Origin of the sequence: Chitinophaga sp. SYP-B3965 (genome assembly GCF_009647655.1) — a bacterium.
Lineage (GTDB): Bacteria > Bacteroidota > Bacteroidia > Chitinophagales > Chitinophagaceae > Chitinophaga.
The window spans coordinates 205,528-226,647 of record NZ_WJFD01000007.1; the positions used below are offsets into that span (position 1 = coordinate 205,528).

Annotated in this window: 23 protein-coding genes; 15 read left to right on the forward strand and 8 right to left on the reverse strand. The window is 44.1% G+C overall.

What is annotated here, in order from left to right; genetic code table 11:
* Nucleotide 1: 1 nt before the first annotated feature.
* Nucleotides 2-865: an alpha/beta hydrolase gene (locus tag GFS24_RS27145; RefSeq protein ID WP_153665315.1), complete on the reverse strand. Its 864-nt coding sequence runs from the start codon at nucleotides 863-865 to the stop codon at nucleotides 2-4.
* A gap of 65 nt (nucleotides 866-930) precedes the next feature.
* On the opposite strand from GFS24_RS27145, the gene GFS24_RS27150 reads away from it, so the two are divergent.
* The 5 genes from GFS24_RS27150 to GFS24_RS27170 all read left to right on the forward strand — a co-directional run bounded on the left by GFS24_RS27150 (nucleotide 931) and on the right by GFS24_RS27170 (nucleotide 4,947).
* A complete protein-coding gene (locus GFS24_RS27150; protein WP_153665317.1) occupies nucleotides 931-1,734 on the forward strand; it encodes a dienelactone hydrolase family protein in 804 nt (267 codons plus the stop codon).
* A gap of 188 nt (nucleotides 1,735-1,922) precedes the next feature.
* Nucleotides 1,923-2,942: a serine hydrolase gene (locus tag GFS24_RS27155; RefSeq protein ID WP_173003211.1), complete on the forward strand. Its 1,020-nt coding sequence runs from the start codon at nucleotides 1,923-1,925 to the stop codon at nucleotides 2,940-2,942.
* Nucleotides 2,943-2,956: 14 nt separating this feature from the next.
* Complete coding sequence (locus GFS24_RS27160; protein WP_153665321.1) at nucleotides 2,957-3,301, forward strand: TfoX/Sxy family protein; 345 nt, start codon at nucleotides 2,957-2,959, stop codon at nucleotides 3,299-3,301.
* A 3-nt stretch (nucleotides 3,302-3,304) separates the two neighbouring features.
* Entirely contained in the window at nucleotides 3,305-4,015 is a 711-nt protein-coding gene (locus GFS24_RS27165; protein ID WP_153665323.1) for a hypothetical protein, read from the forward strand.
* A complete protein-coding gene (locus GFS24_RS27170; protein ID WP_153665325.1) occupies nucleotides 4,009-4,947 on the forward strand; it encodes an alpha/beta hydrolase in 939 nt (312 codons plus the stop codon). Before GFS24_RS27165 ends, GFS24_RS27170 begins: the two co-directional genes overlap by 7 nt.
* A gap of 293 nt (nucleotides 4,948-5,240) precedes the next feature.
* On the opposite strand, the gene GFS24_RS27175 is transcribed toward GFS24_RS27170, so the two are convergent.
* From GFS24_RS27175 to GFS24_RS27190, 4 genes are all read right to left on the reverse strand, one after another.
* Nucleotides 5,241-6,272, reverse strand: a complete 1,032-nt coding sequence (locus GFS24_RS27175) for a helix-turn-helix transcriptional regulator (RefSeq protein WP_173003212.1) — start codon at nucleotides 6,270-6,272, stop codon at nucleotides 5,241-5,243.
* Nucleotides 6,273-6,374: 102 nt separating this feature from the next.
* Nucleotides 6,375-7,010: a hypothetical protein gene (locus GFS24_RS27180; RefSeq protein ID WP_153665329.1), complete on the reverse strand. Its 636-nt coding sequence runs from the start codon at nucleotides 7,008-7,010 to the stop codon at nucleotides 6,375-6,377.
* Complete coding sequence (locus GFS24_RS27185; RefSeq protein ID WP_153665331.1) at nucleotides 7,007-7,654, reverse strand: hypothetical protein; 648 nt, start codon at nucleotides 7,652-7,654, stop codon at nucleotides 7,007-7,009. The genes GFS24_RS27180 and GFS24_RS27185 overlap by 4 nt, the downstream gene beginning before the upstream one ends.
* 11 nt (nucleotides 7,655-7,665) lie before the next feature.
* On the reverse strand, nucleotides 7,666-8,157 hold the full coding sequence (locus GFS24_RS27190) for an RNA polymerase sigma factor (protein ID WP_153665333.1): 492 nt from the start codon (nucleotides 8,155-8,157) through the stop codon (nucleotides 7,666-7,668).
* Between the two features lie 81 nt (nucleotides 8,158-8,238).
* Between GFS24_RS27190 and GFS24_RS27195 the strand changes: the two genes are divergently transcribed.
* The 3 genes from GFS24_RS27195 to GFS24_RS27205 all read left to right on the forward strand — a co-directional run bounded on the left by GFS24_RS27195 (nucleotide 8,239) and on the right by GFS24_RS27205 (nucleotide 10,227).
* The gene (locus GFS24_RS27195) at nucleotides 8,239-8,814 is read left to right on the forward strand and encodes a Crp/Fnr family transcriptional regulator (RefSeq protein WP_153665335.1); all 576 of its coding nucleotides are present in this window, start codon (nucleotides 8,239-8,241) and stop codon (nucleotides 8,812-8,814) included.
* A 63-nt stretch (nucleotides 8,815-8,877) separates the two neighbouring features.
* Entirely contained in the window at nucleotides 8,878-9,315 is a 438-nt protein-coding gene (locus GFS24_RS27200) for a carboxymuconolactone decarboxylase family protein (RefSeq protein ID WP_153665337.1), read from the forward strand.
* Between the two features lie 15 nt (nucleotides 9,316-9,330).
* The gene (locus tag GFS24_RS27205; protein WP_153665339.1) at nucleotides 9,331-10,227 is read left to right on the forward strand and encodes a LysR family transcriptional regulator; all 897 of its coding nucleotides are present in this window, start codon (nucleotides 9,331-9,333) and stop codon (nucleotides 10,225-10,227) included.
* On the opposite strand, the gene GFS24_RS27210 is transcribed toward GFS24_RS27205, so the two are convergent.
* The gene (locus GFS24_RS27210; RefSeq protein WP_153665341.1) at nucleotides 10,228-10,710 is read right to left on the reverse strand and encodes a hypothetical protein; all 483 of its coding nucleotides are present in this window, start codon (nucleotides 10,708-10,710) and stop codon (nucleotides 10,228-10,230) included.
* A gap of 141 nt (nucleotides 10,711-10,851) precedes the next feature.
* Here GFS24_RS27210 and GFS24_RS27215 point away from each other — a divergent pair, with 141 nt between their 5' ends.
* Genes GFS24_RS27215 through GFS24_RS27225 form a run of 3 tightly spaced genes read left to right on the forward strand, consistent with a single transcriptional unit; the run spans nucleotide 10,852 to nucleotide 12,652 of the window.
* Nucleotides 10,852-11,451: a helix-turn-helix domain-containing protein gene (locus tag GFS24_RS27215; protein WP_153665343.1), complete on the forward strand. Its 600-nt coding sequence runs from the start codon at nucleotides 10,852-10,854 to the stop codon at nucleotides 11,449-11,451.
* Nucleotides 11,438-12,211, forward strand: a complete 774-nt coding sequence (locus GFS24_RS27220; RefSeq protein WP_153665344.1) for an SRPBCC domain-containing protein — start codon at nucleotides 11,438-11,440, stop codon at nucleotides 12,209-12,211. The genes GFS24_RS27215 and GFS24_RS27220 overlap by 14 nt, the downstream gene beginning before the upstream one ends.
* Nucleotides 12,212-12,217: 6 nt before the next feature.
* Entirely contained in the window at nucleotides 12,218-12,652 is a 435-nt protein-coding gene (locus tag GFS24_RS27225) for an SRPBCC domain-containing protein (protein WP_153665346.1), read from the forward strand.
* On the opposite strand, the gene GFS24_RS27230 is transcribed toward GFS24_RS27225, so the two are convergent.
* Nucleotides 12,639-14,456, reverse strand: a complete 1,818-nt coding sequence (locus GFS24_RS27230; RefSeq protein WP_153665348.1) for an alkaline phosphatase — start codon at nucleotides 14,454-14,456, stop codon at nucleotides 12,639-12,641. The genes GFS24_RS27225 and GFS24_RS27230 overlap by 14 nt on opposite strands.
* A gap of 172 nt (nucleotides 14,457-14,628) precedes the next feature.
* A complete protein-coding gene (dnaA, locus tag GFS24_RS27235) occupies nucleotides 14,629-16,062 on the reverse strand; it encodes a chromosomal replication initiator protein DnaA (protein ID WP_074242301.1) in 1,434 nt (477 codons plus the stop codon).
* Between the two features lie 541 nt (nucleotides 16,063-16,603).
* Between dnaA and GFS24_RS27240 the strand changes: the two genes are divergently transcribed.
* The 4 genes from GFS24_RS27240 (at nucleotide 16,604) to GFS24_RS27255 (ending at nucleotide 21,017) form a co-directional block, all read left to right on the forward strand.
* Nucleotides 16,604-16,996, forward strand: a complete 393-nt coding sequence (locus tag GFS24_RS27240; RefSeq protein ID WP_153665350.1) for a DUF3127 domain-containing protein — start codon at nucleotides 16,604-16,606, stop codon at nucleotides 16,994-16,996.
* 109 nt (nucleotides 16,997-17,105) lie between these two features.
* Nucleotides 17,106-18,662: an NAD(P)/FAD-dependent oxidoreductase gene (locus GFS24_RS27245; protein WP_153665352.1), complete on the forward strand. Its 1,557-nt coding sequence runs from the start codon at nucleotides 17,106-17,108 to the stop codon at nucleotides 18,660-18,662.
* 117 nt (nucleotides 18,663-18,779) lie between these two features.
* Entirely contained in the window at nucleotides 18,780-19,694 is a 915-nt protein-coding gene (locus tag GFS24_RS27250) for an ABC transporter ATP-binding protein (RefSeq protein ID WP_153665354.1), read from the forward strand.
* A gap of 12 nt (nucleotides 19,695-19,706) precedes the next feature.
* Nucleotides 19,707-21,017 carry an ABC transporter permease gene (locus GFS24_RS27255; protein ID WP_153665356.1) on the forward strand — a complete coding sequence of 437 codons (1,311 nt, stop codon included), beginning with the start codon at nucleotides 19,707-19,709 and terminating at the stop codon, nucleotides 21,015-21,017.
* Nucleotides 21,018-21,120: the final 103 nt, after the last annotated feature.

Here is a 21,120-nt window from a genome sequence, read left to right on the forward strand (position 1 = left end):
GCTAACGGCTGTAAGTCTCGATCCAGTTCCTGAATTCCCCTTCGATCAGTATCAGGTTGGCCGGGACGTTGATGCCCAGATCGTGTCCTGCCCCTGTAATGGTCACAAGTTTATGGTTGTAATTGAGCTGGGTTAAGTGATTGTTCAGTAATTCCGCCTGGCTGTAAGGAACAGTGAGGTCTGCCGTTCCATGGAACATTAAGGTGGGAATGTTCTTTGCTTGTTTAAGCGGACTGGCAGCAGTAAATTTTGCATCCACCGGCTGGCCGGCTACATAGGTGGCCCCTGCCAAAGCATTCACTGCAGGGCCAAGACCAATGCTGGCAGCGTAATTCAGCATCACAGGATCTGTAAGGTCCGTAGGGCCGCACATAGAAACAATGCCACTGATCTTTCCGCCTCCATCATATTTATAGCCATACAGCAATGCCATATGCGCTCCTGCACTTACACCGGCAATGATCAGTTTTGTATTACGGATATTCCATTCACCCGATTTGTTTAAACAATAAGTAACCGCCTTGTTCACATCCTCCATTAATTGCTCATAATGAATTGTAGCATTCACATACCGGTAACTCATGGAAACACTCGCGAAACCCCTTGCCAGCAGCAGGTCCTGGAATCCTCGCATATCTTCTTTGTTTCCGCCGATCCAGGCGCCGCCATGGATCAGGATCACAAATGGTGTAGCAGTTGTTCTGTCTTTTGGGAGATAAACATCCATCTTGTTGCGGGTATCAGCACCATAGGAGATGTCCAGCATTTTAGCTTCCTGTGTTGCAGGAGGAGCAGGGGTTTCACTTTTTGTACAGGCGGCGGCTACAAACAACCATCCGGCCAGGAGGAGGGTGATATGCTTCATAGATATAAATGTAGAAAAATCATGCCAACTGTCGTAAATTTATTGTACCGCAAAATCCATCAAATATGAAGCACCTGCTCTTTCTGCTGCTGGTTATCACTACCGCAGCCTGTAACAACAGTACCAAACAACCCGCTACGGAGGAACCAAAATTTAAAGAGGAAAATGTCACCTATACGGGAGACAGTGTACAAATGAAAGGTTTCCTGGTATATGAGGAAGGTAAAGATTCCATCCGTCCGGCAGTACTGGTAGTACATGAATGGGATGGACTGAATGATTATGCCAGATACAGGGCAAGAGAATTGGCCAAACTGGGTTACGTAGCATTCGCAGTAGATGTGTATGGAAACGGGAAAACCACCACGAACCCGGACAGCGCTTTAGCTTACTCACTACCCTTTTATGAAAATCCGCAAATGACGCAGCGGCGTATAGATGCAGCCATTGCTAAAATTAAAACATATCCGCAGGTAGATACGAATAACATTGCCGCAGTAGGATATTGTTTTGGTGGTGGTATGTTGTTGAACAGTGTTCGCCTGGGTACACCATTAAAAGCAATTGTGAGTTTTCACGGAAGCCTGGTAGGTACTCCCGCCAATAAAGATCTTTTAACATCAACCATACTTGTTTGCCACGGAGGAGATGATCCTTTTGTAACACCGGAAGAAGTAGCGAAATTCAAAAAACAAATGGACTCTATCGGCGCACGGTACACATTCAAAGTGTACGACGGCGCACGCCATGGCTTTACAAACCCCGCACATAACAACCAGGAAGAACCGGTATTGTATAATGCAAAGGCAGACAGCGCATCCTGGATGGATATGAAAGCATTCTTTCAGCAAACGCTGGCTTCAAAGTAATAACGAATAAATAACAGGGGTGTGAAGATAATTTCACAACTTTTGCCCTGTTGATTAGATTACTGAAATAGCAGTTAACCTTTCTGGTAATGATTTCGTCATCACCGTTCTGAGGGCGAAATTCTATTATGTAGATGTCAATACCTTCTTCCTTTTGGGAGAAGGTATTTTTTTGTAATTTTGAAGAAATGTACAAACTTTTCTCCCTCTTTATTCTCCCGCTGCTTATTTCCATTTCCGTAAAATGCCAGCACCTGGCTGCGTTTGCAGATAGTATCAAAACAGCGTATCATATCCCTGCATTGGGTTATGCCGTTGTATCGGCGGACAGTGTATATGAAATAAATATCTCCGGCGCAAAACTGCAGGACAGGTTCCGGATAGGATCAAACACAAAAGCCATTACCGGTTTCATCGCTGCATTACTCGTGAAGGAAGGGAAGATCAAATGGGATACGAAAGTGAGTGCGCTGTTATCCAAAATGCATCCCGCTTACCGGAATATAACCCTGCAACAATTACTCAGTTTCCGGACTCCGCTGGTACCGTATACTTACACAAATGAAGAACCAGCTAAATTTGCCGGTAATGAAGATGAACAACGCTTTCAGTTTGCCACCTGGCTGTTACAGCAGCCCCCCGTTCAACCTAAAGGAGAATTAAGTTATACCAATGCCGGTTATGTGGTGGCAGGCATCATGCTGGAAAAAGCTTCCGGTAAAACCTACAAGCAACTTGTGAATGACCTGGGGAATAAACTGGGGTTACACTTTGCTTTTGGAAACCCCAATGAGACAGACAGCACACAACCCTGGGGCCATGATGCCCAACTCATTCCTGAGCCACCGCAACATAATTATAAACTGGAATGGTTGCTGGCCGCAGGGAATATAAATATCAGCCTGCCGGATTATGTAACGTTCATACAACTGCAACTGAAAGGTTTGAAGGGGGAAACGAATATCCTGCCAGCGAAAGAATTCCATTTCCTCCTGCATGGCCTGCCCACTTTTTCCATCGGCTGGTTTTGGGAAAAGAAGGAAACCGGAGAGATGGTGATCACTAACACCGGCAACCCGGGAACTTTTATCACCCAGGTATACATCCAAAACAACAAAGCCTTTATCTTCTTCACTAATTGCCAGACAAAAGACACTTATACAGCCCTCGATCTCTTGTTTGAAGCGGCAAAAAAACGATATTTATAAAAAATCGTCACCTTATGTCTTTCAACGAAAAAATGGCCGACCGGGTACGCGAAATGATCGCCGCCGCGGAATCAAACGTGGAAGAAAAGAGGATGTTCAGTGGCCTCTGCTTCATGGTGAATGATAAGATGTGCGTAGCCGTTAGAGCAGATAGCATCATGGTAAGATTGGACCCTGTTATGTTTGAAGAAATAGTAGGGAAAGAAGGTGTTGGCCCCATGGTACATCACGGCCGTGAGATGAAAGGATATTTTTTTGTGGACGAAGAAGTGTTAAAAACAAAAAAACAATTAGCTTACTGGTTGGATTTAGCGCTGGATTATAATAAGTTTGCAAAGTCTTCAAAAAAGAAGAAATAACCTATGAAATATTTTATGCTCCTGGCAGGCATTTGTTTAGCAGCCTGCAATAATTCACCTGCTCCTGCAGCAACGGATAGTAGTATTATTGCAGCACCTGCAGATACAGCTAAAGAAGAAATGAAAATAGAGGAAGAAGGAAAGCCTATAGATTCTGCTACAAGGGTCGTTTTTCATGAACTTAGAGTTCTGCTGTTGCATACCTCACTTTTTCAGACAGAAGATAAAGAGTTGGATAACGTGCCAGGCGCAGATACGATCTTTTATATCGCAGACGCTGGTTATACGCTGGACAGGGTGTTGCAGATCTATATAAAATCAGAGCAGCTGACAAACATCAAAGTAGAAGAGCAGTTGCAAACCAGCATGATGATCTCTACAGAAGAAGGGTTATATGAATTGTCTGATTGGAAACACGGTCATTCAGCATGGGAGGAATTATATATGCAGGAAGACAGTTCTTATATGGCGAAAGAATATAGCCGGGAGGACCAAAGCATTTTTCCTGAAGTTACATTAGAAGAAGTGAAAGCTGCAGTGAAAGCCCAGGGCGGAGAAGAATGGCTGAATCTCATAAAAGATGTTAAATCTGTGAAAGACAATCCGTTGGAAGTATTTGGAGATACTTACCTCTTTCGGGTTTCCGGCAAACGTAAAACAGATGGTAAAATGATCAGCAAAATAATTGTCATCACTACAACACTCGGATGTTAAAAAAGATATTAAAACGGATAGGATGGGCATTGCTCACGTTGTTCTTGCTGGCAAACTTATTCGCCAGTTTTCACGCGTATAAGTTCACCCATTATTCAGATACCAAATCACCCAAAACAGATCCCCGCAAATTATCCTTTGCCGGTAAACTGAAAACAGTTTGTTTTGGCGTAGATAATCCACGCCCGATTAATATCAGAAAACCCGCACAGCCCTACGAAACTATTCATCTGCAAAGCTATGAACGTTTAGAATGCTGGTATATTAAAACCCCTCAGCCCAAAGGCACCGTGATCCTCTTCCATGGCTACAGCGGAGAGAAATCTTCTATGCTGGATAAATCAGATGAATTCCTGAGTATGGGTTACAATACCCTGCTGGTAGATTTCATGGGCTCCGGTGGCTCTGAAGGAAATCAAACTACTATTGGTTATAAAGAAGCAAAAGATGTAAAGGCAGCATATGATCACCTGCAAACAATTGGAGAGCAAAACATTTACCTGTTTGGTACTTCACAGGGAGCGGTGGCTGTATTGAAAGCTCTGCATGATTATCCCATCACGCCAAAAGCTATCATTATCGAATGCCCTTTCGCTACATTGTACCAGGCTGCTGCCGCTCGTTTTAAAGCAGTGGGCGTACCTGTTTTTCCCCTCACCAGTTTCCTTGTATTCTGGGGTGGCGTAGAAAATGGTTTCTGGGGATTTGCGCATAAACCAGTTGAATATGCGAAATCAGTAAAAGTGCCTGCACTCTTATTCTACGGAGAAAAAGATGAACGCGTGAACAGGCAGGAAATAGACGACGTGTACAAAAATCTGGGAGGTAAAAAGCAACTGGTGACTTTCAAAGAAGCAGGGCATGTGAATTACCTGAAAAAATACCGCAATGAATGGCATACAGCCACCAGTCAATTTTTACAAGAAAACTAAATTGGAGCGTACCGGGCATATCCATATCCCGTCCAAAATTGTCTTTCACTAAAAAGAAAAGAAACCGAGAAGACGACGAAAATCAATAACGGGGAAAATCGGTTTTGCCCCTTTTACGGTAGCAAAACCGAGTTCTTGTAAAAAGCTAAATTGGAGAGAGCTTACTAATTACTAGTTAAAATGGAGGTAAGAGTTAAATCGGAATAATATCTTTGCTTGTACCAGCGAAGTACACGGCTTTTTTGGACCGAGTCCGGTCAAATTCAAAATATTTTGGAGGAAAGGCAAAAAAATTACGCCGTTTGGGGGTAATCGGGGAGGTTCATGCGAAATTTAGCCGGGGTGATGTTATATCGCTTCTTGAACATCTTGCTCAAATGTTCTCCATCTGCAAAACCCGTCATGTGCGCAATCTGGTTCACAGACAGCCTGGGATCTTTCAATGCTTCTTCCACATGCAGGAACTTCTGATCAAGGATATACTCGCCAGGACTGCGTTTCATGATATCCTTGAACCAGATCCGGAAAGTAGTTTCATTTACAAAAACCAGCCGGGCAATTTCCGGAACAGGTTTGGGGTTACTATAGGCCGTGTCGATATACTGCACGGCAATCGAGATGGCTTCATGGTACTGCCGGGTTTTGGAAATGGGCAGGTTCTCCCTTTGGCTGAGCCGGAGGTAATAACCGATCAGCAGAAGGTTCATATAAGCTTCGTATAACTTCTTCAGTGGCTCTCCCTGTAATTTGGAGGTACGAAGCAGTTCAATGATATGATAGTCATTGGCATTCAGGTCGATGGGCTCTATCCGCTGCCCCTGCATTTCACTTTCTCTCTTTTTATCATAAACCGCCTGGAACTGAGGGTGTTCCGACTTGAACTTATCCAGGTAAGTGTTTGAAAAAGAGAAATACACGGCCTTGTAGTGTTTCGGCGCAAAGGTGGCTTCATTCTTTATATCCGGCGGCACAAAATAAACGCCCAGCTTGCCTTCTTCCAAAACCAGGGGAATGGGCACAATACCTTGCAGGATGCAGGGGATGGTGTTGTCCAGCCCGGCGTATAAAGCAATGAGGGGCAATTTGGTAACGGGGTAAAGAAAGGTCTGTTTGGTGATCACAAAGTCCAGCCAGCCCGCTACCCAGTTCAGTTCTGAGGATTGACCAGCTATTTTGTCCGCAATTTCCTGGGTCACGTAATACCCAAACTCCCCAGCCGTCACTTCTACCGCGGCTTCTTTCACTTCATGGTCTGGTGTTCTTAATTCCGCCGGCAGGGTGTGAGAAATGGTAAACTTCGCTCCCGGAGGAGTGGCGAATTTCATAATGGCGGCGCTTTCTGGGGATTGGCCAGGTTCAAATTGTTGGTCCATTAGTTAGGTAGAACGAGATTTTTGTAAAAAGCGTACTGAATAACTTGCTCTAATTTACTGATTTTTTTCCTGCAACCCATCTGCTGGGCTAAAACCCATCAATTCCAGTAAATACTTCCGCCCGGCCCTGTTCACGAAACCTTCCACCCATTTAATATGCAGGTTGGTGTATCTGACCTTATAATACAGCCAAAGGCTCACTGGTAGCAGCAATCCAGCCATGCCCAACTGCAAACCCGGCATATCTGTATTCCAGCCTATAAAGGAACCACCTATCATTACATATACACTGCACAACGGCCAGGTCAGGAACCGGATCCTGGTGAACCGGATGATAACTGACTGCAATAATGCCGCAGTCTGCAACAGGCCCGTCCTCTTCTGTGGCCCATGCAGCTGCTCCCAATATTCCTGCTGCTGAAGGATATTCAGCTGCCAAATTACCCCAGCCATGCAGATCGCATTAAGCAGCACCAGCAAACCAGCCAAAACAACCAGCACCAGGTTAGAAAGATGCGCTAGCGCAAAATGTACCGTTACGATATTTGAAAAGATCAGCACCAGCAATTGTTTTACACGGGAACGCTTCAAAGCCCTTAATACTGTTTTCGCCTGGTCATATTCAATCACATCCAGGCAGCGTTCCTGCACGCGCAATAATTTATCAAACAGGATCATTGTGTTACTCATAAAATATCTTTTTTAAATTCCTCAATCTCTTGCATGAATTTGGTGGCCTTGTCGAAGGATTTGCCGCCATCTTCCCAGATCAAAGCCTTCACCCATTTTGAACCCGCATTCTTCACAGAAATATTCCTGTATAACCAGATGGTTATAAAGATGAAAAGGAGTGTGATCAGCGACTGGATGATCCAATACGACCAGCCAGCCTGCATCAGCAGCGGTACTTTAATATAAAAGATGGTCCACAAAGGCAGTTGCAGGAAAATGATCCTGAATGACCGGATCACAGAAATATGTAACCAGGTAAGCTGCTGCTGTGTGATTGAAATAGCATTACTCACATCAATGCCCCTGATCACACGGATCTGCCTGGCATATTCTATCATCGCGTAAGTATTGATGATCACCAGTAATATAGCCGAGATGGCAAAAAATGGTTCCCGCCAGGCGTAATACAGCAGGAATAGCAGGAATGCATTCCAGGGAATACCCAATATGATGGCGAAGAGTTTGAACCTGATCAGTGCAATGAAGGAACGACGCACTTTTTGCCCTTCTATTTTCTCCAGCACTTTTATATTCAGCTCAAGTGATTGTGCCAGCTTTGCATCATAGGCCTGCCATATATCTTCCAGTTCGTCTGCTTTCATAATAGCATGGATTATTGATTTGAAAATCTTACACGCAGTTTCTCCTTCATCCGGCTGATCTTTGTTCCAACATTGGATTCTGATATCCCCAGGATCTCTGCGATCTCTTTATGATTCTTTTTTTCTAAATACAGGAGGATCAAAGCCCTGTCCAGTTCATTAAACTCATTAATGAATGCCTGCATCTGCCGGATATTTTCTTCCAGTTCGCTTCCTTCTTCTTTTATCGATAATACCTGCTCAGAGAGTTCTACTGTTTTACCGGCAGTTTGTTCCTTCCTGTAAAAAGAGATGGCTGTGTTCAGTGCAATCCGGTACATCCAGGTGGAGAACTTGTAATCTTCCTGGAAAGTGTGCCCCGAGCGCCAGAGCTGGTAAATAATTTCCTGCGCAAGGTCTTCCCTGTCGTATTGATTACGGCAGTAAGAATTGCATATCTTGTAAATGATCCGCTTATTCTCCTGGATTAAGGCTAAGAATGCTGTTTTATCCGGCTGTTTCATTTCAATCTATTATTCGCGGAGTTAGGCGAAAAATCACAATCGTAGAAAAATAATTATGTTTGCATTGAAAATCAATGAAATATGATTTCAGTTTTAGTAGATCATATCCGCAGATATGTATCCTTGGATGAGCGGGAAGTTGCCCTGTTAGCAGAATATATAGAAGTGGTGGACGTAAAGAAAAAGGCCTTTCTGCTGAAAGAAGGAGAAGTCTGCAAGGCGAATTATTTTGTGATCAAAGGCTGCTGCCGTTCTTATTTCACGACGGAAAAGGATACGGAACATGTTCACCTGTTTGCTATTGAAAACTGGTGGATCACAGATTATGGCAGCCTGGAAAGGAAAACACCTTCCATGTATTATATCCAAACGCTGGAACCCTGCACGCTGGGTGTACTAAACAGAGATAAACAGGATGAATTGTTTGCGGCCATCCCGCAACTGGAACGGTATTTCAGATGTGTACTGGAAACTGCTCTCGCTGCTGCACACATGCGCATCAAATATATCTACTCCCAAACGGGCCATGAGCGCTATAATCACTTTAGCACATTATTCCCGGAATTCGTACAACGCATCCCGCAATATATGCTGGCTTCTTACCTGGGCTTCACGCCTGAATTCTTAAGCAAGATCAGGGCCGGCAAAATTTCTTAAACTAGTTCAATTTTTTCAATGGGGCAGATGCCGGAACTTTGTGATAAATAAAAACAAAGCAAAATGTCAAAGAGAATCCGCATTAAAGAAGTAGAACCTGCTATCTATAAAGCCCTGATGGCGCTGGAAACTTATATGGCCACCACCAGGATCGAAAAGCTGCATAAAGACCTGATCAAGGTCCGCGCATCACAGATCAACGGCTGTACTTATTGCATGGATATGCATACCCGTGAAGCACGCCATCATGGAGAAACAGAACAACGGCTCTATGTGCTCAGCAACTGGCGGGAAACAGATCTGTTTTCAGAAGAAGAACAAGCCATCCTGGCCATGACGGAAGAAGTGACCTTACTTCCAAAAGGTGTGTCCGACGCAACATATGAACGTGCTGCAAAATTATTCGATGAACAATATCTTGCACAGCTGATCATAGCTATCATTACCATCAATGCATGGAACAGGATCGGAGTGAGCACACACATGATCCCAGGTGAATAAGTCTTACTTTTGGGTATGCTTAATTTCGAATGGTATCGTACGTTTAAAGCTATTTACCAATCCGGTACATTAACAGGTGCAGCGCAGGAGTTGCTGATCTCACAGCCCAATGTGAGTCAGCATCTTTCCTCCCTGGAAGCGTACATCGGCAAACAGTTGTTTGAAAGGCAGCCAAGAAAAATGGTGCCAACTGCGTATGGAAAACTTTTCTATACACAGATCATAGAATCCGTAGAAAGATTGGAAGGAGTGGAAACAGATTTCCGGCACATCGCTATTTCAAAAGAGATCGCTATGACCTGCCTGGGGGCGCCGAGAGAATTCTTTGAAGCAGTGATGGCAGACAGGCTTGGTAAAACGGATGTAAACCTGCATGTAGAATTTGGTACCACGAAAGAACTAATGAAGCGACTCCTGAAAGGAGATATCTCTTTTTTGATTGCCACACAGAAACAGGAAGAACCTAATATTGTTTATGAACCCTGCCTGGATGAAACATTCCTGCTGATAGGCAGCCCCGGAATGGATATCAAACCCTTTTCCCAACTAATAAAAGCAGGAGCATTACACAAAGCTGAAGAATGGCTCTGTGATCAGAACTGGTTTGCTCATAACAGTGATCTGATGATCATCCGCCGCTACTGGTTGAATAATTTCGGCAAACGCCCACCTGTAAAACCTCGTTTCATTATCCCGGATTTTGATTCCGTACTCAGGGCTATACAACATGGCAATGGTGTTACCGTAATACCTGATTACCTCGTTAAAACACAATTGAAAAATAACCAGCTGCAGGAACTCTGGCCGGGTAACAAGAAAGCAGTGAATACACTATACCTCGCGTACGATAAAACCAAAGCTCCCGCAGAACAGGTAGAGATGATGCGGATACTGTTGAATATGAAAAAGTGATCAGGGCCTGCGGTACCAGTAATGTGTGATCAGCACAATCGGTAAACCCACACAGAGCATATGAATGCCCCAGCCCACTACAGCACCTTCCCAACTAAATTTCAGTTGAGGTGTGCGCGTAAAACGTAATACTACGAAGTTCATCATGAGCCAGACAAAAAGCCCATAGGCACAACCCACTAACCACCTGTTTTGCTGTAATAATCTCACACGCGGATAAGCTGTAAAAAAGATCGCACCCCAGATGTAAGCCACCACAAAATGGAGGAAAACGCCTAACGCAATGATGCCACCATCACCACTATAAGCATCTTTACCCAATAAGGCGCTGGAAATGTATCTGAATACTTTGTCCGGCGTAACGCCAGATCTGAGAAATGAACTGATCACCGCGGCTGCGCCATCCAGCAGGCCCACGGTTAATCCGATGAATACAGTAGCCAGCACTGGCCGCTGTACCCCGGATATGGATGATTGCTCCATAAATAAGGGTGTTGTTGGTTGAGAAAATTTAGATTTTGGCCGATGTGTGGATGACATATACAATATAACGAATATTACAATCTTTCCTTAAGAAAGAAAATATTTCCTTGACAAATTAATTTTTCGGTGTAGTTTTGGAATATGAAAGCGCAACCGTCTTCCAATCTCATCCAGGATACGCATGTGGCTGCTGCCATGATGAATCCTTTGCGGATCCGTATCCTGGAACATCTCCGGGAACCAAATTCCGCAGCAGGGCTTGCCCGTGTGCTGGATATGCCCCGGCAGCAGTTGAATTATCACCTGCGGGAACTGGAAAGGAATGAGCTGGTAGAACTGGTGGAAGAAAGAAGAAAAGGTAATATGACGGAACGCATCGTAAGAGCCACTTCCAAGTCTTACATGGTGGTATTGAATACAGCCAGGATAGATCCGAAAGAGGTGCAGGATAAATTCTCCGCGGCTTACCTCTTAGCTGCTGCCACACAACTGATCCAGGAAGTAGCTGTATTACAAACAGGTGCGCAAAAAGCAAAAAAGAAATTACCCACGTTTACCTTGCAAACAGCCGTTAAGTTTGCCAGCCCGGAACAATTACATGCTTTCACGGAAGAACTGGCTAAAACAGTGGCAAAGCTGGCTGTAAAGTATCAGAACGAACAGGATACTAACGCACGGTCTTATCAGTTCCATTTATTTTCTCATCCAACACTTAAAAAACAACCACATGAAAAAAGGTAGGAGTACGGAAATGAGCCGTGAAATTGAAGCACCGGTTGAAAGAGTTTGGAAAGCATTAACGGAAGGAGAAGAATTGCAACGCTGGTTTCCACTGGAAGCAGTAGTATCCTCTGCGGATGTTAAACTGACCTGGGGTGGCGGCATCGACTGGAACATGGAAATAGAAGAACAAAAAGAAAATGAATACCTGCGCTGGGGATATGATAAAGACCACCATCATCTCGTTGGCCAGCAAGCACGCCGCCTGGCAGTAGAGTTTTTTCTCGAAGCAAAGAAAGGCAGCACTATGTTACGTATCGTGCACGCTGGTTTTGGTGAAGAAGAAAGCTGGGATGATCTCTATGATGGCGTAAGGCGCGGATGGCAAACAGAATCGCTGAGCCTGAAACATTACCTGGAAAACCATGCCGGCAAAAACAGGGTAGTGGCGCTGGCAGAGATCACTTCGAAAAAAACAGAACAGGAATTATGGGACATCCTTTTTAAAAATAGCATAACCATCCAGGATGATCAATATACTTACAACACACCCATTGGTGATAGCTATACAGGAACGTTATTATATTCCAATCCTCCGCAAGACCTCTGTGGCACCCTGTTACATTTGAACAATGCCATGCTGCGCATCAGTGTTGAAAGATTTTACCCCGGAGCCGATAATACCATCTGGGTATGGATCGGAGCATATGATGTGCCAGCACAAAAAATAGAAGAGATAAAGCAGCAATGGCAGGAAAAATTACAACAACTCATAAATTAAAAAACCATGGCAAACATTGAACACATGCAGTACATCAAGGTGCCTGCAGCAAAAGTGTATGAAACCCTCACTACAGAAAAAGGATTAGGCGCCACCTGGACCACAAAACTCATTGTAAAACCAGAGATCGGTTTTATCAATGAATTTGATTTCAATGATAACTACGCTACCAAAATGAAGGTGGTAGAACTGGTGGAGAATAAGAAAGTAGTATGGGAATGTGTGGAAGCTGCTACAGATCCTGAATGGGTAGGTACTACTATCTCCTTTGAGTTAAGTGAAAAGAATGGCAATACGGCTATCCTGTTTGGTCATCTCAACTGGAAAGAAGTAACAGATGGTTATCGTTTCTGTAATTACAACTGGGCTATGTTCTTATTCAGCCTGAAGAGTTATTGTGAAACCGGCACCGGCACACCTTATCAGCTCAGGACTTTTTAGCAGGATGATACAATTTTATCACCCGCATGATCTTATCAAAGATGGCTGTATTCTCATACACTCCCCTGAAATCCATTGAATGGGGGCCATAAGCAAACACGGGAACCATGATGCCGCTGTGATCTCCGGTACTGAATGCACCATCTACATAACCTCTTTCAATATTGCCATCCAGTAAACTGAGCCCGCCTGTTTCATGATCTGCTGTAATGATCACCAGTGTTTCACCATTGGTATCAGCAAATTGAAGGGCGGCACCGATAGCTTTATCAAAGTCCAGCATTTCACTGGTGAGATAAGGAACAGAATTGCTATGTCCGCCGAGATCTATCTGCGCGCCTTCTTCCATGATGAAGAAACCATTTTTATTGTAGGATAATGTTTGCAGGGATTTTTGCAGCGCACGGTTGAGGAAATTCCCGCGGCCCTGGTAAATAGTGCGTTTGGAACTATCATTCAGTGCAATGAACTGCTGGCCGGTAGCACTTTCTAGATCTGTGTGAAAACTGTAACCTCTGTTCTTCAGTTGTTCGGTGATCGGGGAAAAGTGTTGTGCACCTGCGCCGATCAGAATGCTAACAGGGCTTTTCAGCATACCTAATGCAATGCTGTCCATTTGATAACGTTCTTTGTTGTGGCCAAAGAATGCACCGGGCGTAGCATCTGTGATATCACCAGAACTGATGATGGCACTTTTCATACCTAAAGGAGCAATGAGATCAGGGATAGTGGTTAAAGCAACGCCGGTGGCATCTACACCTACATGCCGGTTATTGGTTTTTTTTCCGGAAGCCATGGCAGTAGCGCCTGCTGCGGAATCTGTAATGTAACTATCTTCAGAAGTGGTTTTTGAAAACCCGATATTGAGCAGTTGTAATAAGTTTAGCTGTCCAAAGTTGCCGGTGTATCCTGCATAGATCTGTGCGAGGCCCATGCCATCTCCTATCAGCAGGATCACATTTTTCACGGGTGATCTTTTGTCATTGTTGCGGTAAGTGGGTTTATACAGCTGATAGGCTTCTGTGCCTTTGTATTCTGCACTGCTCCGTTTTTCCAGGTAATCTGCGAGGGAATCCACTTTATCTGTGTTCAGGTAATCCACACCCAGGTTCATCATGGTCTTCCAGGTGTTGATATTATCCGGTGTGGCCCAGAAACGGAATTTCTTTCCCAGGGCATGCACCTTTTTGATCACTGCTTCAATAGGTTGTTTTTCTTCTTTTACAATACTGCCTTTGCCATTCCATTGCGTATAACTCCTGAAGTTATCACTGATCATATGTATCCGGCGAAGTTGTGCAGGGGTATAGTTTACGGTGGGTATGCCATCAAATAAAATGTAGGAGGGATATTGTTCCCATAAAGCGGCATCTGGCCGGGAGCCGCTGATCACGATCTTCACCTGTGGATGGGAAGTAATGGCGGGAAAAGCGCTGAGTATTTCAACCAGAGCCTTCATGGTAGGTACTCCTGTTGTTTTAAAATCTATCAGTAGCTGTAGTTCTGCTTTGGTAGCAAAAATACCTTTGCGCATTTCGATCATTTTCTGCAGTGGTTGCAGGTATAATGCTTTGAGCGTGCGGCTGCTGTCTATGTCTTTCTGGTTGTGCGCTACATATAATTCTCCATTCCGTTCCCAAACATCCGCCTCCATGGAGCCAAAATTCCGCGCAAATGCCATGGCGAATGGTTTGGGTTGTTCATAGTCGTTATGAGAATGCGCATTGGAAGTGGTGTATTGTTGTGCGAGGGCAGGAGTAAGCAGGCCCAGCAGACAAACCAGTGTATAAATGTTACGAAGCATGGTTAAAAGTAAAAAACTCCCGGTAAAGCCGGGAGTTTGCTGTGAGATATTTTAGTTAAGGATTATTGCCGGTTGTATCTGCATTGCATTAAACGGTTGCAATCCGGCCTAAAAAAAGCATACCGGACAATTGCCCGGTATGCTCTAAGAACTTTGCATGTTGTTGCAGGGGTTACATAGCGGCCAATTGCACTTTCTGTTGCAATTCGATCACGCTGTCTCGGAAGCTGTTATCAGTATCCATCAGGTCTTTTACAGTTTGGCAGGAATGTATCACTGTTGTGTGATCGCGGCCGCCAAAATGTTCGCCAATGGTTTTTAATGAATTCTTGGTAAAACTCTTGGCCAGGTACATGGTGATCTGGCGGGCCTGTACGATTTCGCGCTTGCGGGTTTTTTGCAGCAGCTTATCATAAGGAACGTCGAAGTACTCGCAGACCATTTTCTGGATGCTTTCGATGGTGATCTCTTTGGAAGAGGTTTTTACGAAAGACTTCAATACGCGTTTGGCCAGTTCCAGGTCTATATCTTTCCTGTTGAGGGAAGATTGTGCCAGGAGGGAGATCAAAGCGCCTTCCAGTTCACGTACATTGCTTTGTATATTATAGGCTACATACTTCACTACTTCTTTCGGCATTTCCAAACCATCGTTCCGCATCTTCATCTCCAGGATCTCCATTCTTGTTTCAAAGTCCGGGATCTGCATATCTGCACTCAGGCCCCAGCGGAAACGGCTCAGTAATCTCTCTTGCAAACCATCCAGGTCTTTTGGTGGTTTATCTGAGGTGAGGATCAGTTGTTTACCGCTTTGGTGAATGTGATTGAAGATAGCAAAGAAGGCATCCTGCGATTTCTCTGCGCGGGCAAAGAACTGGATATCATCTACGATCAGTACATCTATCAGCTGATAGAAATGGATAAAGTCGTTAATGATGTTATTCTTGGAATGATCAATGAACTGGTTGATGAACTTTTCTGCACTTACATACAGCACCGCTTTATTAGGGCTTTGCCTTTTCACTTCATTACCGATGGCCTGGGCAAGATGGGTTTTACCCAAACCAACACCGCCATATATAACAAGTGGATTGAAGGAAGTACCACCGGGTTTATCAGATACGGTTTTACCGGCTCTGCGTGCCACGCGGTTACAGTCTCCTTCAATGAAGGACTCAAAGGTATAATTATGATTTAGCTGGGAATCTATCTGCACGCGTTTGATACCCGGGATAACGAAGGGGTTCTTCACCGGATTTTGTATCGTTAACGGGAAATCAACTTCACTGTCTTTTTGGTGTTTGGTAAACTGCGTAGGCATATTCACCGTTTTAGGATGTTGGTGTGGTGTACCGTTTTCTACTACAATCCTATATTCCAGTCGCGCCTCCTTGCCAAGTTCCCGTTTGATGGTTTTACCCAATAAACCTACATAGTGCTCTTCCAGGTATTCATAAAAGAACTGGCTGGGGACCTGTATGGTTAAAACGTTGTTCTCGAGTTGTACGGCTTTGATTGGTTCAAACCACGTTTTGAATGGTTGCCATTCCACGATATCCCTGATTATATTCAGACACTTCTCCCAAACTTGTTCGCAAGTTTTGTTCATTTAGATAAAAAAAATTAATCGTGTTTATAATTTGGGTGTTTCTCGAATATAAACTCTTCAATACGGGCGGTTGAAGAATTTTTGACAGGATGACGAATATCTGTAGAAAATGTTGAAAAAAAAAATAAATCTGCCCTTGTTTTATTTATAACAATTACAGAATGTTCGTCTCTGTTTATTCGATATTTTTTTGGCTAAAACACCCGTTTAGCCTACAATTCCGCTACTAAGAAAAGTGTTAAACCGTACAAGCATGATTAACAAGTAATTTGTATTTCTGTTTGCTGGATTGTATGAAAACATCAGCATAACAGGTAAAATAACATTGCTTACGTCCAGTGCCAGGAATGTATCCCAATGGGTACTCAGTAGCGGTGGTGGATCTTACTTTTTTGGTAACAGTATCTATGTGTATTCTCAAATTCCATGCAAATTTAAGATATGGGTCGCAAAGATATAGAATAACTTGTGTAAAAGTAATTCAGTACCGCTATATTGAAAAACTTATCTTTGGCGCAATTGACATTTTAAATTTGTTTTTATGAGTTTTGAAATAACCGGAAAGCTGGTTGTGAAGTACAATACAGTACAGCGCAGTGAATCATTCAAGACAAGGGAGTTCGTGATTGAGAAATCTGATGACATTAACGGCAGGGTGATCACCAATTATATCAAGTTTCAGTCTGTGCAGGATCGTACCAGCATCATAGACCGTCACAATGAAGGTGAAATGGTTAAAGTTTATTTTAATATAAAGGGCACACGCTGGGAGAAAGACGGTAAAGTGAATTATATCACTAACCTGGATGCATGGCGCATGGAAAGTATGATGCAGGCACAACCGGGTGCTGATAATCAGCCTAATTACAATACCAGCCAGGAAGCTCCTTCCGGTGCAGGTGCTGTTGACAGTGGAGATGACTTACCGTTCTAAGCAAACGGTATATATTATATTATAAAGGGGTTGCCGTATACCACGGCAGCCCCTTTACTATTTATAGCCTATCTTTGTGCCTGTTTTAGGATAAATACCTAACCGCAATATGGTACAACAACTTTCTCTGAAGCTCCTCCCACAGGATGCCGACAATACACACACTGTTTCCAAACAAGCTGCCGCCGCCCTGGGCCTCAAGCCTGGCGCTATCACTGGTTATAATCTTATCAAACGCTCTATAGACGCACGTTCCAAACAAGTATATTATGTACTCACGCTGGAAGTGTATATAGATGAACCCTTCCACCAGCGAACTTCTCCTGTATTTAATTATAATAGCCTACTGCCCAACGCTCAAAGAGTGATTGTAATAGGAGCCGGCCCCGCCGGTTTGTTCGCTGCATTACGATTAATAGAACTGGGCCTCAAACCCATTGTACTGGAAAGAGGCAAAGATGTGCGTGCCCGCAGAAGGGACCTTGCTGCTTTAAATAAAACAGGCATCGTGAATCCGGACTCCAATTATTGTTTCGGAGAAGGTGGCGCCGGCACTTACTCAGATGGAAAGTTGTATACCCGTTCCAACAAAAGGGGGAATATCAACAGGATCCTCCACATCTTTCAACAGTTTGGGGCGCAGGAAGATATTCTCACAGATGCACATCCTCATATCGGCACCAACAAACTCCCGCATATTATTACTTCCATGCGGGAACAGATCACAGCCAGCGGAGGAGAAGTACACTTTGAACAAAAGGTAACCGGCCTGCAACTCAATGATGGTGCTATTACAGGTGTAAAAACTTCTAATGGAGAAACATGGAGTGCCAGGCATGTCATATTGGCCACTGGCCATTCTGCGCGTGACATATTCCAGATCCTGCATGATCAGAAAATTTTAATAGAAGCGAAACCCTTTGCCCTCGGTGTTCGTGTGGAACATCCTCAAACACTTATTGACAGTGCGCAGTATCATTGCCCGCTTCGTGGTGATTTTCTGCCACCGGCCAGTTATAGTCTTGTTGAACAAGTTGCCGGTCGCGGTGTATTTTCTTTCTGTATGTGTCCCGGTGGCATAATTGCCCCTGCTGCTACATCTCCGGGAGAGTTAGTGGTGAATGGATGGTCTCCCTCCAAACGTAATAATCCTTATGCTAACTCAGGCATGGTGGTAACAGTAGATGAATCAGACTTTGCACCCTTTGCCGCAAATGGCCCTTTAGCTGCTATGTATTACCAGCAGTCTGTAGAACAGGATGCTTATAAAGCCGGCGGCGGAAAGTTTGTTGCCCCCGCACAACGCATGACGGATTTTGTAAAAGGTAAAGTATCTTCCACTTTGCCGGAGAATTCTTATATTCCGGGAGTGAACAGTGTTGACCTGAGAGATGTATTACCCGCAGCTGTGCATACGCGGCTGGGCGAAGCATTTAAAGCCTTCGGTAAAAAGATCAGAGGGTATTATACAGAAGATGCGATACTGGTGGCTACAGAATCACGGACCTCTTCTCCTGTGCGCATTCCAAGAGATGCTGCTTCATTGATGCATCCTCAGGTAACAGGATTATATCCCTGTGGTGAAGGTGCCGGTTATGCCGGTGGAATTGTTTCTGCAGCAATGGACGGAGAAAGAGTGGCAGAAGCCATTGCGCTGCAAGCCTAAATGGAGGTTTTGTCCATCGAATCATCCCGTTGGTGTATTATTAAGAAATTCTTATATAAATTCCTTGGCCCCCACGTGCTTATGATGTAAATTCAACAACGTTAATTACTCCTCCTTATGAACTTATTGGAAATCGAGCATCTAAAGAAGTACTACGCCACTCACAAAGCCGTAGACGATATCAGCTTCTCCATACCCAAAGGCAGCATCTTTGGATTATTGGGACCCAACGGCGCTGGTAAAACCACATTGTTACGCATGATCACCGGTATCTTTTATCCGGATTCAGGCAACATTACTTTTGATGGCAAACCCTTTAACCCCGGTACGGATATCAGGTACATCGGGTACATGCCGGAAGAAAGAGGTTTGTATAAAAAGATGAAAGTAGGAGAGCAAGTGTTATACCTTGCCCAACTGAAAGGACTTAGTAAAAAAGAAGCGCAGGAAAAGGTGGGATACTGGTTTGAAAAACTTCAGATCACATCCTGGCATAATAAGAAGGTAGAAGAGCTGAGCAAAGGTATGCAACAAAAGGTACAGTTCATCTCTACCATCATGCATCATCCCAAACTGCTCATCCTGGACGAACCTTTCTCAGGGCTTGATCCCATTAACTCCCAACTGATCCAGGACGAAATATTCGAGATGGCCCGCAATGGTACTACCATCATATTTTCCACCCACCGCATGGAACAGGTGGAAGAGATCTGTGATCATATTGTACTGGTGAATAAAGGCCATAAAATACTGGATGGTTCCGTGAAGCAGATCAAACAGGATTTCAAGCAACATCTCTTCCGGGTTGGACTGGATCAGCAACCGAATCCTGCCCAGATGGCTACACATCACTTCACTATCATCAAACAGCAGGAGAAAGGCTACACGGTGAAGTTGAATGAATATAGTAAGACGAATGATATCTTATCTCATTTCATTCATCATGATATCCAGGTGAATTCATTCGAAGAGATCCTGCCTACCATCAATGAAGTATTCATCTCACAAGTAAAGCTCACAGAAGCGAATTAATAATCCTACTATATGAACAAGATCTGGATCATTATAAAAAGAGAATATCTCACAAGGGTGCGTAAAAAATCCTTTGTGATCACAACTATCCTTGTACCCTTCCTGTTTCTGGGCATGATCCTCCTGCCAGTCCTGATGATGCAGTCGGATGATAATGAGAAGGTGGCCGTGGTGGATGACAGTAAGTTCTTCACTGGAAAGATGGCAGACGATGGTGGTGTGCATTATAAGTTTGTAAATGCAAAAATAGACACGCTAAAAAATAATTACGCAGACTTCGGTTATACGGGTGTATTGCATATCCCGGCTATGGACATCAACCGCCCCGGTAATTTTAATTACTACAGCAAAGGGCAGATGAATGTGATGATGAAGAGTAATATGGAGCGTAAGTTGAAGAACGTGATAGAAGACCTCCGTATGGAAGAGGCCGGTATTGATAAAGCAAAACTGGAAAATATCCGTACACAGGTAGATATTGTGAACCTTACGGGTAAAGATGAAAAGAAAGGAAGTGCAGGCCTGGCTTTAGCCGTAGGATATGGTTCCGGTTTCCTGATCTATATGATCCTGTTGATCTTTGGGATGGGTGTGATGCGTGGTGTGATGGAAGAAAAAACGAACCGTGTGGCGGAAGTAATGATCTCCAGCGTAAAGCCTTTTCAGCTGATGATGGGCAAGATCGTGGGGATTGCAGGAGTAGGACTTACCCAATTCCTGATATGGATCGTATTGATCGTTGGCCTGAATTTACTGCTGCCTTTGTTCATTGACCCTGCATCGTTGCAATCGGCTTCTGCACAGGGAGGCGCCATGGGAGGCGGACAATCCAGTGCTGCTATGGTAGAAATGATGGAGAAGATCAATTTTGTGAAAGATAATGTGAGCTGGTCTATGGTGATCTTCTGTTTCCTTTTCTACTTCCTTGGAGGATACCTTTTTTATGCTGCTTTATTTGCAGCGGTGGGTAGCCTTGTGAATGAAGATCCTAACGATGCGCAGTCCCTGGTTTTTCCGGTTACTTTACCGGTGATCATTTCCATCTTTATGATGTTTGCTGCGGTGCGTAAGCCCAATGGCCTGATAGCCATATGGGGGAGTATGATCCCTTTTACTTCTCCGGTGGTAATGATGGCGCGGATTCCTTATGGGGTTCCCGGGACGGTACCATACTGGCAATTGATATTATCTATGTTGTTACTGATAGGTGGGATTGTTGGTACTACCTGGGTGGCGGCTAAGATCTATCGTACGGGGATTTTGCTCTATGGCAAAAAAATAACATTAAAAGAAGTAGGGAAGTGGCTGGTACGAAAGAACTAATTTTTATATAATGGAAAAGCCGGAGCGTTTGCTCCGGCTTTTTTTATGATTTTTAGGTAACCAGCTGTTGTTATTTATTGGGCCGCCGTTGTGTCACTCACTT

Excerpts from the sequence above, each read along its gene's own strand:
- GFS24_RS27220 (WP_153665344.1), top strand. The coding sequence starts at position 11,438 with ATGAAAAAAGGTAGGAGTACGGAAATGAGCCGTGAAATTGAAGCACCG.
- GFS24_RS27200 (WP_153665337.1), top strand. The coding sequence starts at position 8,878 with ATGTCAAAGAGAATCCGCATTAAAGAAGTAGAACCTGCTATCTATAAA.
- GFS24_RS27165 (WP_153665323.1), top strand. The coding sequence starts at position 3,305 with ATGAAATATTTTATGCTCCTGGCAGGCATTTGTTTAGCAGCCTGCAAT.
- GFS24_RS27170 (WP_153665325.1), top strand. The coding sequence starts at position 4,009 with ATGTTAAAAAAGATATTAAAACGGATAGGATGGGCATTGCTCACGTTG.
- GFS24_RS27215 (WP_153665343.1), top strand. The coding sequence starts at position 10,852 with ATGAAAGCGCAACCGTCTTCCAATCTCATCCAGGATACGCATGTGGCT.
- GFS24_RS27245 (WP_153665352.1), top strand. The coding sequence starts at position 17,106 with ATGGTACAACAACTTTCTCTGAAGCTCCTCCCACAGGATGCCGACAAT.
- GFS24_RS27145 (WP_153665315.1), bottom strand. The coding sequence starts at position 865 with ATGAAGCATATCACCCTCCTCCTGGCCGGATGGTTGTTTGTAGCCGCC.
- GFS24_RS27195 (WP_153665335.1), top strand. The coding sequence starts at position 8,239 with ATGATTTCAGTTTTAGTAGATCATATCCGCAGATATGTATCCTTGGAT.
- GFS24_RS27175 (WP_173003212.1), bottom strand. The coding sequence starts at position 6,272 with ATGAAATTCGCCACTCCTCCGGGAGCGAAGTTTACCATTTCTCACACC.
- dnaA (WP_074242301.1), bottom strand. The coding sequence starts at position 16,062 with ATGAACAAAACTTGCGAACAAGTTTGGGAGAAGTGTCTGAATATAATC.
- GFS24_RS27255 (WP_153665356.1), top strand. The coding sequence starts at position 19,707 with ATGAACAAGATCTGGATCATTATAAAAAGAGAATATCTCACAAGGGTG.
- GFS24_RS27190 (WP_153665333.1), bottom strand. The coding sequence starts at position 8,157 with ATGAAACAGCCGGATAAAACAGCATTCTTAGCCTTAATCCAGGAGAAT.
- GFS24_RS27205 (WP_153665339.1), top strand. The coding sequence starts at position 9,331 with ATGCTTAATTTCGAATGGTATCGTACGTTTAAAGCTATTTACCAATCC.
- GFS24_RS27230 (WP_153665348.1), bottom strand. The coding sequence starts at position 14,456 with ATGCTTCGTAACATTTATACACTGGTTTGTCTGCTGGGCCTGCTTACT.
- GFS24_RS27210 (WP_153665341.1), bottom strand. The coding sequence starts at position 10,710 with ATGGAGCAATCATCCATATCCGGGGTACAGCGGCCAGTGCTGGCTACT.
- GFS24_RS27240 (WP_153665350.1), top strand. The coding sequence starts at position 16,604 with ATGAGTTTTGAAATAACCGGAAAGCTGGTTGTGAAGTACAATACAGTA.
- GFS24_RS27150 (WP_153665317.1), top strand. The coding sequence starts at position 931 with ATGAAGCACCTGCTCTTTCTGCTGCTGGTTATCACTACCGCAGCCTGT.
- GFS24_RS27250 (WP_153665354.1), top strand. The coding sequence starts at position 18,780 with ATGAACTTATTGGAAATCGAGCATCTAAAGAAGTACTACGCCACTCAC.
- GFS24_RS27155 (WP_173003211.1), top strand. The coding sequence starts at position 1,923 with ATGTACAAACTTTTCTCCCTCTTTATTCTCCCGCTGCTTATTTCCATT.
- GFS24_RS27185 (WP_153665331.1), bottom strand. The coding sequence starts at position 7,654 with ATGAAAGCAGACGAACTGGAAGATATATGGCAGGCCTATGATGCAAAG.
- GFS24_RS27160 (WP_153665321.1), top strand. The coding sequence starts at position 2,957 with ATGTCTTTCAACGAAAAAATGGCCGACCGGGTACGCGAAATGATCGCC.
- GFS24_RS27225 (WP_153665346.1), top strand. The coding sequence starts at position 12,218 with ATGGCAAACATTGAACACATGCAGTACATCAAGGTGCCTGCAGCAAAA.
- GFS24_RS27180 (WP_153665329.1), bottom strand. The coding sequence starts at position 7,010 with ATGAGTAACACAATGATCCTGTTTGATAAATTATTGCGCGTGCAGGAA.